This window comes from Frateuria sp. GZRe12 (genome assembly GCF_051900535.1).
Lineage (GTDB): Bacteria > Pseudomonadota > Gammaproteobacteria > Xanthomonadales > Rhodanobacteraceae > Frateuria_A.
Genome location: NZ_JBHZGI010000002.1, coordinates 1 through 12,671, shown reverse-complemented (window position 1 = coordinate 12,671; position 12,671 = coordinate 1). Strand labels below are relative to the sequence as shown.

Here is a 12,671-nt window from a genome sequence, read left to right as displayed (position 1 = left end):
TTACGGCTGACCGGAGATAGCCCATGGGCAACCTGATCGAAACCCGCGACCTGGCCAAGGTCTACGCGCGCGGCAAGCAGAAGGTCGAAGTGCTTCACCACATCGACCTGGACATCGCCGAGGGCGACTTCCTCGCTTTGATGGGCCCTTCGGGCTCGGGCAAGACCACCCTGCTCAACCTGATCGGCGGGCTGGACACGCCGTCAGCCGGCGTCATCAGCGTGGGCGGGCAGCGCATCGACCAGCTCGGCGCCGGAGCACTCGCCAAGTGGCGTGCGGCCAACGTCGGCTTCGTGTTCCAGTTCTACAACCTGATGCCGATGCTCTCGGCGCAGCGCAACGTCGAGCTGCCGCTGCTGCTGACCAAGCTGTCCTCCGCGGAGCGGCGCCAGCGCGCCTCGATCGCGTTGCAGCTGGTGGGTCTGGCGGACCGCGCCTCGCACAAGCCCAGTGAGCTATCCGGCGGACAGCAGCAGCGCGTGGCGATCGCCCGCGCGATCGTGTCCGATCCCACGCTGCTGGTGTGCGACGAACCGACCGGCGACCTGGACCGCCAATCCGCCGAGGACGTGCTCGGCCTGCTGCGCACGCTCAACCGCGAGCACGGCAAGACCATCGTGATGGTCACCCACGACCCCAAGGCCGCGGAGTACGCCAACCACACCCTGCACCTGGACAAGGGCACGCTGGTCGAGCAGGCAGTCGCCTGAGGAGGCTCGCATGAAATACCTGCACCTGATCTGGGCCGCGCTCTGGCGGCGCAAGACGCGCACCATCCTCACGCTGGTGTCGATCCTGGCGGCGTTCCTGCTGTTCGGCATGCTCGATGGCGTGCGCACCAGCTTCGCCAACGCGGGGAAAAGCGCCGCCGGCGCCGAGCGCCTGCAGACCGGCTCGAAGCTCTCCTTCATCGAAACCCTGCCGCAGTCGCTGCAGGCACGGATGGAACAGGTCCCGGGCGTGAAGATGGTGGCCTACGCCAACTGGTTCGGTGGCGCCTACCAGGACCCGCACAACCAGATCTTCACCTTCGCGGTGAGCGACAACTATGTGGACATGTACCCCGAGGTCGCGGTCTCGCCGGCCGAGCGCAAGGCCTTCGAACAGACCCGCACAGGCGTGCTGGTCGGCGACCTGCTGGCGAAGAAGTACCACTGGAAGGTCGGCGACAAGCTGCCGCTGCAGTCGAACATCTTCCCCAACCGCGATGGCAGCAAGAACTGGAGCTTCGACATCGTCGGCGTGATGCGTCCGGCCAAGCCGGACGACAAGCAGATGCTCCAGGGCGGCATCCTGATGCACTGGAAGTACTTCGACGATTCCAACCCGTACAACCACGGCCGGGTCGGCTGGTACGTGACGCGCGTGGTCGACGCCAGCCAGTCCGACCGCGTGGCCAATGCGATCGACGCACTGTCGGCCAACTCGGACCACGAAACGCGGACGATGACCGAGCAGGCCGCGTTCGCGCAGTACATCAAGCAGATGGCCAACGTCGGCTTCATCGTCATCTCGATCATGGGCGCGGTGTTCTTCACCCTGCTGCTGCTGACCGGCAACACCATGGCCCAGGCGGTGCGCGAGCGCACCTCGGAGCTGGCCGTGCTCAAGACCATCGGCTTCTCCAGCGCCAGCGTGCTGGGACTGGTGCTGGCCGAATCGGTGGCGCTGGTGCTGCTGGGCGGCGTGCTGGGCCTCGGGCTGGCCGCGGTGCTGGGGCCGGCGCTCAGTGCCGGCAGTGGCGGGATGGTCAGCATGCCGCCGGTACCAGCGAGCAGTTGGGCGATCGGCGTCGCGCTGATGCTGGGGATCGGCCTGCTGGTCGGCGCGCTGCCCGCGATGCGCGCGATGCGCCTGAACATCGTCGATGCACTGGCCGGGCGCTAAGGAGATAGCCATGAAATCGTTTCTGCGTGGATTCCTGCTCGCCCTGGTGGTGGTGGCGAGCATCGTGGCCTGGACCGCCTTGCCCTGGCCGGCATGGCTGGCGCTGGCGGTGGTCTTCGTGTTGTGGATGCAGCTGACCCGCGCCGGCCGGCAGGCCGGATCGGCCGCCAGCGTGGGCGTGAGCACGTTGCCGCAGCGCATCGGCTCCTCCTCGGTGGTGGTGATCGGCATCGCCGGGGTGGTGGCGGTGCTGGTGTCGCTGCTGGCGATGGGCGTGGGCTACAGCGAAGCGCTGAGCAACAGCGGCAGCACCGACACCGCCATCGTGATGCGCGACGGCTCGGCGTCGGAAGTCTCCTCGGTGCTCGAACACGACAGCATCGTGGCGATCTCCGAGGCGCCGGGCATCGCGCGCGACAAGGCCGGCAAACCGATCGCCTCGCCCGAACTGGTGGTCGCGGCCAACCTGCCGCTCAGCGACGGCAGCGGCGACGAGGGCAGCGTGCAGTTGCGCGGCATCGGTGACCAGGCGTGGACGTTGCGGCCGGACGTGAAGATCGTCGCGGGGCGCAAGTTCAAGCCGGGCCTGCGCGAACTGGTGGCCGGCAAGGGCGCGCAGCGCCAGTTCGCCGGGCTGGAGCCGGGTCGCCAGATCAGGCTGGGCAGCCAGGTCTGGACGGTGACCGGCATCTTCGCCTCCGGCAACGCGATGGACTCGGAGCTGTGGGGCGATGGCGACGTGGTCGCCTCGGCGTACCGGCGCGGCAGCAGCCGCACCTCCGTGTTCGCGCGGCTGACCGGCGCCAACGCATTCGATGCCTTCAAGGCTGCGCTCAAGAGTGATCCGCGGCTGCAGGTGGACGTGGAAACCACGCTGGACTACTTCAGCAAGCAGTCCGAGCAGACCAGCAAGGCGATCAGGATCATCGGCATCGTGGTGGGCGTGATCATGGCGATCGGCGCCGTGTTCGGCGCGCTCAACACCATGTTCGCGGCGGTCGCCGGGCGTGCCCGCGAGATCGCCACCTTGCGTGCGATCGGTTTCCGCGGCACGCCCGTGGTGGTCGCGGTGATGCTCGAAACCATGCTGCTCGCGCTGCTCGGCGGGCTGCTGGGAGGCTTGCTGGCATGGCTGGCGTTCAACGGTTTCGCCGCCTCGACGCTCGCCGCGGGTACCACCGGGCAAATGAGCTTCCAGCTGCACGTGACGCCGGCGCTACTGTGGACTGGCCTGAAGTGGGCGCTGGCGATCGGCTTCATCGGCGGACTGTTCCCCGCCGTGCGCGCCGCGCGGCTCCCGGTGACCACGGCGCTGCGCGAGTCCTGATCGAGACAACGCAGGGTGGGCTTCGGCCCATCCTGCGTGTTTTCGCAATCAGCCGGGCATCAAGGGCGGCACGTATTCCAGCGTCAGCCCCAGCGCCCACAGCAGCCCCAGCACCAGCGGCACGTGCACCAGCAGCTGGACGAAGGTGAAGCCGACCACGTCGCGCGCCTTCAATCCCAGGACGCCCAGGAGCGGCAGCATCCAGAACGGGTTGACCAGGTTGGGCAGCGCCTCGGCGGCGTTGTAGACCTGCACCGCCCATCCCAGATGCACGTGCAGGTCATTGGCCGCCTGCATCACGTACGGCGCCTCGACCAGCCACTTGCCGCCGCCCGAAGGCACGAAGAAGCCCAGCACCGCCGAGTAGCCCCCCATCACCAGCGGAAAGCTGTCGGTAGTGGCCACGCGCACGAACACGCCGGCCAGCCGGTGCGCCAGCGTGGCGCCGTCCTGCCCGGGCGCGTGGGTGAGCAGGGCGGCGATGCCGCCGTAGAGCGGAAACTGGATCAGCACGCCGGCCGTACCGGGCACCGCGCGGGCCACCGCGTCGAGGAAGCTGCGCGGGCGCCAATGCAGCAGCAGGCCGACGGTGAGGAACAGCAGGTTGTAGGTGTCGAGGTCGGCGATCGCCATGGCCGCCGGCAGGCTGGCGAAACGCCGCAGCAGCCAGCCCAGTCCAAGCGTGCCGACCAGCAGCGACAGCAGCGGGCTGTACTCGAGCCATTCGCCCGGCCGCGTGCGCGGCGGCAGCGCCGGCACCGCGTCCGAATCGGCCACGCCGCAGTCGCGGGCGTTGCGCACGCCTTCGCCGGTGGGCGTGGTGAACCAGCACACCAGCAGCGACACGACGATCAGCACCGCGGTGAGCAGCAACGACTGCCACAGGAAGATCGTCTGGCTGAAGGGCAGGACGCCGGTGATCGCCAGCAGTCCCGGCGGCATGCTGGCGGGGTTGGCCTGCAGCTGCGCGGCGGAAGAGGACAGGCCCATCGCCCACACCGCGCCCAGGCCGAGATAGGCCGCTGCGCCGGCGGCGCGGTAATCCATCGCCAGGTCGCCGCGACGCGCCAGCGCGCGCACCAGCAGGCCGCCGAAGACCAGCGAGAAACCCCACGACAGCAGCGAGGCGAGCATGCTGACCAGCGCCACGTAGCACACGGCGCCGCGGCCGCTTTTCGGTACGCGCGCCATTGCATCGATCAGGCGCGCCACCACGGGTGCACTGGCCACGACGTAGCCGCCGATCACCACGAACGCCATCTGCATGGTGAAAGGGATCAGGCTCCAGAAGCCATCGCCGAACGCCTGCACGGTGGCCGTCGGGGTGGCGCCGAAACCCAGCGCGAGCAACGCCACCAAGGCGACGCCGAGAGCGGCGAAGACCCAGGCATCGGGAAACCAGCGTTCCGACCAGCCGGCGCAGCGCAACGCCGCGCGTGCGAGCAGACCTTGCTGCGGGTGATCCATGCCGCTCTCCGTTGCCTTTGCCCGCGGCATGGTGGCACGGGTGCGCTCTGCATGGACTTCCGCCTAATGCGCGGGCTTCTTCGCCAGCGTGATCACGCCGACGCCCACCAGGATGATCGCCATGCCGCCCAGGTCGAACGGACCGACGTGTTCGCCGGCCAGCAGCACGCCGAACAGCACCGCCACCGGCGGGTTGATGTAGGCGTAGCTGGTCGCCAGCGCCGGCCGTGCGTGCTTGAGCACGTACAGATACGCGCTGAAGGCGACGATCGACCCGAACAGCGCCAGGTACACCACCGCCGCCGTGGCGCGCAGGGTGGGATGGGCAGGCAGCTGTTCGCCCGTGCCGAAGCCGACCAGCAGCAGTGCGACGCTCGCGCAGAGCATCTGCGCGGCGGTGTTCATCGGGCCGGCGGGCATGTCCTGGCGCTTGCTCCAGGCCGAACCGAAGGCCCAGCTCATCGCCGCCACGATCAACGCCAGCGCGCCCAGCCGCGAGCCGGAAAGCCCGCTGCCCAGATTCAGCACCACCACGCCGGCGAAACCGATCAGCAAGCCGACCGTCTCGCGTCGGTTCGGCCACTGGCCGTACATGCCGGAGAAGACCGCGGCGAACAGCGGCATGCTCGCCACCGCCACCGCGGCGATGCCCGAACTCACGCTCTGCTCGGCGTAGCAGACCAGGCCGTTGCCGCCCAGCAACAGCAATACGCCGGTCACCGCCGCGTTGCGCCACTGACGCCGCGTGGGCGGGCGCACGCCGCGGATACGCAGAAACGCGTACATGGCCGAGCCTGCGCCTAAGAAGCGCACGCCAGCGAGCAGGAACGGCGGGTAGCTCTCCAGCGCGTAGCGGATGCCCAGGTAGGTCGAGCCCCAGACCACGTACAGCGCGAGCAGGCCGAGCGGGATCAGTACGCGCGGCTCGTCCAGCGTGCGGACGGAAGCAGGAGCGGCGGAGGTGTCATCGATGGCGGACATGGCAGGTGATCATGCAGGGGGGAGGGGATTTCAGCCGGCCTGGTGGGTGCCGATCCACCACACATGGCCTTCGGGGTCGCGCAGTCCGGCGGTGCGGTCGCCGTAGGGCTGGTCGCCCGGCGGGGACACGCTGGACGCGCCGGCAGCCAGGCCCGCGGCGTGACAGGCATCGACTTCGGGTACGTACACGTGGATGGAATCGCGCACCGGATCGCGCCCATCGGGGCGCTCGCCGACCATCACCACCGAATCGTCGATCCGCACCTCGGCGTGCATGATCGAGCCGTCCTCGCGCATCTTGCGCAGCTGTTCCTTCGCGCCGAACGTCGCGTGCAGGAAGGCCAGCATGGCGCGCGCGTCGGCGACCAGCAGGTACGGCGAGACGGCGTTGTGGCCGGCGGGCTTGTGCGTGGGCATCGGCGGGATCCGGTGGACGAAGGGCAAACGCCCGCAGCCGGCGAAGCCGGCGTCGATCACGTGGGGTTGCCCGAAGCGCGCACGATAGCCGGAGCGGCACCGGCGCGGTAGCGCGCAGTTCTCAATCCAGTCTTGAGCGACGGTCAAGACGCGCGGCGGCGCCCCGGCTCGGCGACACGGTTGCGCTCGCGCGCCAGCAGCTCGCGCTTGCGCTCGACGCCCCAGCGCCAGCCGCCCAGCGAGCCGTCCTCGCGCACCACGCGGTGGCAGGGCACGATCAGCGCCAGCCGGTTGTTGCCGCAGGCGTTGCCGATCGCGCGGGCGGCGTTGGCGTCGCCCAGTTCCGTGGCGAGCGCACGGTAACTGCGCGTCTGTCCGGCGGGAATGCGGGTGAGCGCATCCCACACGCGCCACTGGAACGCGGTGGCGGCGATGTCCAGCGGCGGCATGGCGGGCGCCGCGGCATCGCTCCAGCCCAGCTCGCTGGCGATGCGCGCGATCACCGCATCCAGCCACTCTTCGCGCCCGGCGTCCACGCGTTCGCGCGTGGCATGCGGAAATTCCCCGGCCAGGGCGCTTTCCAGCGCCGCGTCGTCGTCGCCCAGGTTGACCGCGCAGATGCCACGCGTGGTGGTCGCCACCAGCAGCCGACCCAGCGGCGTGCCGGTGGTGGTGTAGCGGATGCTCGCCCCGGCACCGCCGGCGCGATAGCTGGCCGGGGTCATGCCGAGCAGGCGGTTGCTGTGCTCGTAGACGCGGCTGCCGGATCCGAAACCAGCGTCATAGACCGCGTCGGTTACCGCCGCGCCTTCGCGCAGGGCGGCCTTGAACTGCCCGAAGCGGCGCGAGCGATGGTACTCGGCCGGGCTCATGCCGAAGCGCCGCCGGAAGGCGCGCTGGAGGTAGGTGGGGCTCAGCGCAACCGCGCTGGCGAGGGCGTCCAGACTGGGCGCCGTTTCGGCCTCGTCGAGCAGCCGGCGGGCCTGTTCAAGCGGTTCGATGGCGGACATGGTGGCGTTCCGGTTTCCAGATGCCGCCAGTTTGTGGCCGCAGTACGCCGGCGGGCTATCCGCTTCTTGCGCGCGTCAACGCGCGACCGGGCGCCCTTCATGCAGGACCACGAAGTCGCCCTCGAGCACCTGCGGGCGCGCACCGGCGGCAGGCGCGGCACGGCCGACGGCGCGCGCGCGGTTCCACTGGCGCAAGGCCAGCCACAGCCCGCCGCCGACCAGCAGCACGCCGGCAACGAACAGCCCGAACACCAGCATCACGCCCAGCACGGCAACCCCCACGACCAGCGAAAGGGCGCGCGCAAGCGGGTGGCGGGGACGGGACGAGGGCAGCTGGAACAGGCGCATGTTAAAAATCCGTGTGGTAAAATCAACGACTTACGTGCGCAACGATGGGGCTTTCACGCCCCCGAGGCAAGTGCCGATGGACCTACCCCCCGGGGCGCTTTGTCGCCTCGATCACATTCCCGACGGAACCGCGGTGGCGGTGGACGCCACGCTGCCCGAGGGTCCGGAAACCCTCATCCTATTGCGCGACGGGGAGGAGGCACGCGCCTGGATCAACGTCTGTCCGCACGCCGGGCGGCGTCTCGACTGGGCGCCCGGACAGTTCCTGATCAGCCGCGGCACGCTGATCTGTGCGGTGCATGGGGCGAGCTTCCGCACCGGGGACGGTCTGTGCGTGGGTGGGCCCTGCCGCGGACAGTCGTTGCGCGCGGTGCCCGTTCGGGTGGAGCGCGGGGTGGTCTGGCTGGCGAGCGATTGAGCTTCCATTCCGCGACGCGGAGCGAGCGCGGCGGCTCCGGCGGTGAAGCCTGCCCATGCCCGGGTTGCCCTTGATTCGACCTGCGCCGGAGACTCGATCCCCAGGCAATAAAAAAGGCCCGGCATGCGCCGGGCCTTTGTGTTCCATGCCGGTGGACCTTCCCTGGTCCACCAGCCAAACCTTCCGTCAGGGGTTGTTGACGCGATCGGCGGTGCCGGCCGCCTGATAGATCAGGCCGGAGAGCGGCAACAGCTGGCTCAGGAAGCGGTTCCACTTGGTGATGCCGGCCGCGCCAACCCACACCACGTCGCCCGGCTTGACCCGGAAGTTGTCCGCCAAGGCATAGGACGCCGGCGAGCGTGCGTTGAGGTGGAACACCTGCGCGGGGGTCTGGGTGAGCTTTTCCGAACCGCGGATCACATACACCGCATTGCCCGAGGAGGTGACCGGGCTCAGGCCGCCGGCACGACCCAGCGCCTGGGTGAGGGTCAGCGCGTTGGTCTTGAAGGTGATGGCCTGCGGACGGATCACCTCGCCGACGACATACACCTCCTTGTTGTCGTTGTACGGGAGGAACACCTTGTCGCCGGGCTTGAGATAGATCTGGCCGTTCCCGCCCTGGTTGATCTCGGTGAGATCGATCGGGTAGGTCTTGCCGTCACGGGTCAGCGTCAAGCCGGAAAGGTCCGCTTCCTGCGTGTTGACGCCGGCCACGCCGATCGCCTGCGACAGCGTCATCGGCACCGAATTGAGCACCTGCGCGTCGGTGTGCTGGAACGCGCCCTCCAGCGTGATGCGATGGCTGCCGTAGCCGACCACATTGACGTCCACCTGCGGCTCGCGCACGAAGCTGCTCAGCTTCTTGGTCAGCGCCAGGCGCAGTTCCTCGACGGTCAGCCCGGCCGCCTTGATGGTGCCGGCATAGGGGTAGAACAGCGTGCCGTCAGGGCGCACCAGGCGGCCGTTGGCCACGGTCTGCTGCTGCGAGCCCGCCGGCGAGGTCAGTTCCGGGTGATCCCACACGGTGATGTACAGCGTGTCGCCCGCGCCGATGCGGTAGTCCTCCGGCTGGTACGAGGCCAGTTCCTGCGGAATCGTGCTGGCCTGCGTCTGGCTGCTCTCCACCAGCTCCGGCGTGATCTGCAGCAGCTGCATGTGGCTGCCGTCACTTTGCAGCGCGCCCTCGTCCATGCGCTGGCCGGGGACGATCGCGCAGCCGTTCAGCGCGACGGCGAAGAGAAGGATGGCTACTGCGGGTAGCGTTTTCATAATGCGTCCTTTCTGCTGGGCCACCGTGGGGATAATCGTGACGAATTATTGAAGTCATTCGTCAGACACGCCCGCGACATGGCGGTTTTGGCTAATGGCGACGGTTAATGCGAGTGGGTGTATCTATGTTTTTGCCGATGGCTTCCGCGGTGGCCGCAGCGGGCGTTTCCGGCGTGCCGCGGACGCTTCGTCCACGCACGCCATCGAGCAGCGCGGCGGGTCTGGCGACGGCCTGCACCAGCGCAGGCCCGGCGGAAGCCTGGGCGCCGGTCATACCGTGCGGCGCCTTGTGTGCCAGGGCCTGGCCGGCGATCAGCAGACCGGCAAGCGGAAGCACGAGCTTCAACTGGTGCATGGGTTGGGCCCCCGAAGATGGAACGATTGCCAAGCGGGCTCGACGAATCTAACGCGATCATTCGTGAATGCGGTGAGAAAGACGTGTTTCCAAGTTGGCGATATGCCAGGCCCAGCCCGCGTGAAGAAAAGATGTAGCTGCGAAAGCATTTTCTTCACGTAAATGAAGGAAGTGTCCAACATGATTTTTTCACGGACCACGAGTTTTACTGCCGGCTCTCTACCGGCCGGTTCGGCGTCCATCGCGCGCCCGGCCGGCGTGGCATCGACAGGGGCCACATGGCCTTGGGTTTTTCGGGAGTGTGCGGATCGTGTTCAACAGCATCCTCGTGGTCTGCGTCGGCAATGTGTGCCGCAGCCCGGTGGCGGAATTCCTGTTCCGCCGCGAACTGGGCGAGCGCGACATCCACGTCAGCAGCGCCGGCCTGGGCGCGCTGGTGGGGCGGCCGATCGACCAGAACGCGGCCGCACTGCTCGAAGACGACGGCATCGATGCCAGCGAACACCGTGCGCGTCAGCTCGAGGCATCGATGCTGCGCGAGGCGGACCTGGTCCTGGCGATGGAGCGCCGACACCTGAACGCCGTGGCCAAGCTCGCCCCGGAAGCCAGCGGCAAGGTGTTTCTTTTCGACAAATGGCACGCGGGCAGCGACGTGCCGGATCCATTTCGACGTTCGCGCAGTGTGTTCGAGCAAGTACACGCCTCAATCGAACGTGGCGTCGGCAGTTGGCTGCGCTACCTGTGAACCCCCAAGCCTAGGAACCGGGCTATGACCACCAAACAGACCTTCCCGTCCTCACCGCGTCGCGATGACGACATCGATCTGCACGCACTGCTCGGCACGTTGCTCGACCACAAGTGGTTGATCATCGGCGTCACCGCGGTGTTCTTCGTGATCAGCGTGATCTATGCCACGCTGACCACGCCCATCTACGAGGCCACCGCCACCGTACAGGTGGAACAGAAAGTCCCCAGCCTGCCTGGCCTTGACGACCTGTCGCAGACGTTGGGTACCTCTTCCTCGCAGGCGACCACCGAGATCGCACTTATCACCTCGCGCACGGTCATCGGGCAGGCGGTGAACAACCTGAAGCTGGACATCACCGCCAAGCCGGAACGCTTCCCGGTGATCGGCGACTACATGGCGCGCAGCTACAACCCGCAGATGCCGGGTGACGTGGCCCCGCCGTTCATGGGCATGGACAGCTACGACTGGGGCGGCGCGGAACTGGACATCTTCCAGCTCGACGTACCTTCCGCCCTTCTCGACAAGCAGCTGCACCTGGTCGCAGGCGAGCATGGCACCTATACGCTGACCGACGCGGGCGACAACGTGCTGCTGACCGGCCGCGTGGGCGAATCGGCCACCGGCAACGGCATCACGATGCAGGTGCAGTCGCTGCACGCCAATCCGGGCGCCGTGTTCGACGTGGCGCGCCACTCGCACCTTGGCACGATCACCGGCCTGCAGGGCGCGATCAATGCGACCGAGCAGGGCAAGGACTCGGGCATCATCGTGCTCACCTACGACAACATCGATCCGGTGCTGGCCACGCAGCTGCTCGACCAGATCAGCGCGCTGTACGTACAGCAGAACGTGGAGCGCAACTCCGCCGAAGCGGCCAACAGCCTGAAGTTCGTCAAGGAGCAGCTGCCCAAGGTCAAGATGGACCTGGAGAAGGCGACCGCCGCGTTGAACGCGTTCCAGATGCGCGCGCACTCGGTGGACATCAGCCTGCAAACCAAGGGCCTGCTTGACCAGACGGTCGCGCTGGACACGCAGATCGAAAACCTGCGCATGCAGATGGCCGACGTCGAGCGCAAGTTCACCTCCAACCATCCGACCTACCAGGCCCTCGCCGCGCAGATCGGCCAGTTGCAGGGCAAGAAGAATGCGCTGGAGAAGCAGGTCGGCCACCTGCCCGACACGCAGCAGGAACTGCTGCGCCTGACCCGCGACGTGCAGGTCAGCAACGAGACTTACACCAACTTGCTCAACCAGGCCCAGCAGCTCGACATCGCGCGCGCCGGCACCGTCGGCAACGTGCGCGTGGTCGACCGCGCCGCCACCAACACCAACCGTCCGGTGTGGCCGCCGAAGATGATCCTGGTGCTCGCCGGCACCGCCCTGGGCGGCCTGCTGGCGCTGGCCTTCATCTTTATCCGCCAGCTGCTCAACCGCGGCGTCGAAGACCTGGCCGCCATCGAGCACGTCGGCCTGCCGGTCTACGCCTGCGTGCCGCTGTCGGCCGCCGAGCGCGAGATCACCGAGCGCAACGGCCGCGTGCGACGAGGGGCATACGCCCAGCACCTGCTGGCGCAAAGCGCGCCAGACGACCTGGCGGTGGAGGCGCTGCGCAGCCTGCGCACCAGCCTGCACTTCGCTCGCCTGGAGGCAAAGAACAATCTGCTGATGATCTCCAGCCCGGGCCCCGGTGCCGGCAAGACCTTCGTCGGCTCGAACCTGGCGGCGGTGATCGCGCAGGCCGGCCAGCGCGTGCTGCTGATCGACGCGGACATGCGCAAGGGCGCGCTGCACACCGTGGTCGGCGGGCGTCCGGAGCAGGGCCTGTCGGAACTGATCTCCGGCCAGATCGGCCTGTCGGAGGCCGTGCGCACGGTGGAGGGAGCGAACAACCTCTACTTCATCTCGCGCGGCAAGGTCCCGCCGAATCCGTCCGAGCTGCTGATGCACTCGCACTTCACCGCGTTGCTGGAGAAGCTCAAGCCGCGCTTCGACCTGATCATTATCGACACCCCGCCGATCCTGGCGGTGACCGATGCGGCGGTGATCGGCCACCACGTGGGCACCAGCCTGATGGTCGTGCGCTTCGGCGTGAACCAGGCGCGCGAGATCGCGCTGGCCAAGCAGCGCTTCGAGCAGAACGGCGTGCCGGTGAAGGGCGCGATCTTCAACGCGGTCGAGAAGCGCAGCGCCGGCTACTACGCCTACGCGTACTACGAGTACGCAGGCGCCAAGGCCTGATCACGCTTTCCACCTCGAATCAGAAGGATTTCGCATGACACTGAAAGTCACCCTGTTCGGCACGGGCTACGTCGGCCTGGTCACCGGGACCTGCCTGGCGGAAATGGGCAACCACGTCCTGTGCGTGGACGTGGACGCGGCCAAGGTCGCGCGGCTCAAGGGCGGCGAAGTGCCGATCTACGAGCCGGGCCTCGCGCCGATGGTCA

General features: G+C 68.0%; 13 protein-coding genes and 1 pseudogene. 7 read left to right on the top strand and 7 right to left on the bottom strand.

Annotated features, from left to right (window positions below; genetic code table 11):
- Positions 1-23: 23 nt before the first annotated feature.
- From ACFWZ4_RS05840 to ACFWZ4_RS05830, 3 genes are read left to right on the top strand one after another with little or no spacing between them, the layout of a single operon-like run.
- Entirely contained in the window at positions 24-710 is a 687-nt protein-coding gene (locus tag ACFWZ4_RS05840) for an ABC transporter ATP-binding protein (RefSeq protein WP_439703797.1), read from the top strand.
- Positions 711-720: 10 nt separating this feature from the next.
- Entirely contained in the window at positions 721-1,887 is a 1,167-nt protein-coding gene (locus ACFWZ4_RS05835) for an ABC transporter permease (protein WP_439703796.1), read from the top strand.
- A gap of 10 nt (positions 1,888-1,897) precedes the next feature.
- Positions 1,898-3,214, top strand: coding sequence for an ABC transporter permease (locus ACFWZ4_RS05830; protein WP_439703795.1), 1,317 nt, complete (start codon positions 1,898-1,900; stop codon positions 3,212-3,214).
- Between the two features lie 48 nt (positions 3,215-3,262).
- Here ACFWZ4_RS05830 and ACFWZ4_RS05825 read toward each other — a convergent pair whose 3' ends face one another.
- The 5 genes from ACFWZ4_RS05825 to ACFWZ4_RS05805 form a co-directional block, all read right to left on the bottom strand.
- Complete coding sequence (locus tag ACFWZ4_RS05825) at positions 3,263-4,681, bottom strand: short-chain fatty acid transporter (RefSeq protein WP_439703794.1); 1,419 nt, start codon at positions 4,679-4,681, stop codon at positions 3,263-3,265.
- Positions 4,682-4,744: 63 nt separating this feature from the next.
- Positions 4,745-5,662 (bottom strand): drug/metabolite exporter YedA, encoded by a 918-nt coding sequence (gene yedA / locus ACFWZ4_RS05820; RefSeq protein WP_439703793.1) that lies wholly within the window; start codon positions 5,660-5,662, stop codon positions 4,745-4,747.
- 30 nt (positions 5,663-5,692) lie between these two features.
- Entirely contained in the window at positions 5,693-6,079 is a 387-nt protein-coding gene (locus tag ACFWZ4_RS05815; protein ID WP_439703792.1) for a VOC family protein, read from the bottom strand.
- A 143-nt stretch (positions 6,080-6,222) separates the two neighbouring features.
- Positions 6,223-7,089: a methylated-DNA--[protein]-cysteine S-methyltransferase gene (locus tag ACFWZ4_RS05810; RefSeq protein ID WP_439703791.1), complete on the bottom strand. Its 867-nt coding sequence runs from the start codon at positions 7,087-7,089 to the stop codon at positions 6,223-6,225.
- Between the two features lie 75 nt (positions 7,090-7,164).
- Positions 7,165-7,437 carry a hypothetical protein gene (locus ACFWZ4_RS05805; RefSeq protein ID WP_439703790.1) on the bottom strand — a complete coding sequence of 91 codons (273 nt, stop codon included), beginning with the start codon at positions 7,435-7,437 and terminating at the stop codon, positions 7,165-7,167.
- A 76-nt stretch (positions 7,438-7,513) separates the two neighbouring features.
- Between ACFWZ4_RS05805 and ACFWZ4_RS05800 the strand changes: the two genes are divergently transcribed.
- Complete coding sequence (locus ACFWZ4_RS05800; protein WP_439703789.1) at positions 7,514-7,855, top strand: Rieske (2Fe-2S) protein; 342 nt, start codon at positions 7,514-7,516, stop codon at positions 7,853-7,855.
- Between the two features lie 186 nt (positions 7,856-8,041).
- Here ACFWZ4_RS05800 and ACFWZ4_RS05795 read toward each other — a convergent pair whose 3' ends face one another.
- Complete coding sequence (locus ACFWZ4_RS05795; RefSeq protein ID WP_439703788.1) at positions 8,042-9,124, bottom strand: polysaccharide biosynthesis/export family protein; 1,083 nt, start codon at positions 9,122-9,124, stop codon at positions 8,042-8,044.
- Positions 9,125-9,215: 91 nt separating this feature from the next.
- Positions 9,216-9,479, bottom strand: coding sequence for a hypothetical protein (locus ACFWZ4_RS05790; RefSeq protein WP_439703787.1), 264 nt, complete (start codon positions 9,477-9,479; stop codon positions 9,216-9,218).
- Between the two features lie 310 nt (positions 9,480-9,789).
- On the opposite strand from ACFWZ4_RS05790, the gene ACFWZ4_RS05785 reads away from it, so the two are divergent.
- The 3 genes and pseudogenes from ACFWZ4_RS05785 to ACFWZ4_RS05775 all read left to right on the top strand — a co-directional run.
- Entirely contained in the window at positions 9,790-10,224 is a 435-nt protein-coding gene (locus ACFWZ4_RS05785) for a low molecular weight protein-tyrosine-phosphatase (protein ID WP_439703786.1), read from the top strand.
- Positions 10,225-10,248: 24 nt separating this feature from the next.
- Positions 10,249-12,465: a polysaccharide biosynthesis tyrosine autokinase gene (locus tag ACFWZ4_RS05780; RefSeq protein WP_439703785.1), complete on the top strand. Its 2,217-nt coding sequence runs from the start codon at positions 10,249-10,251 to the stop codon at positions 12,463-12,465.
- Positions 12,466-12,505: 40 nt separating this feature from the next.
- Positions 12,506-12,671: pseudogene (locus ACFWZ4_RS05775) on the top strand (UDP-glucose 6-dehydrogenase); the annotation flags it as partial.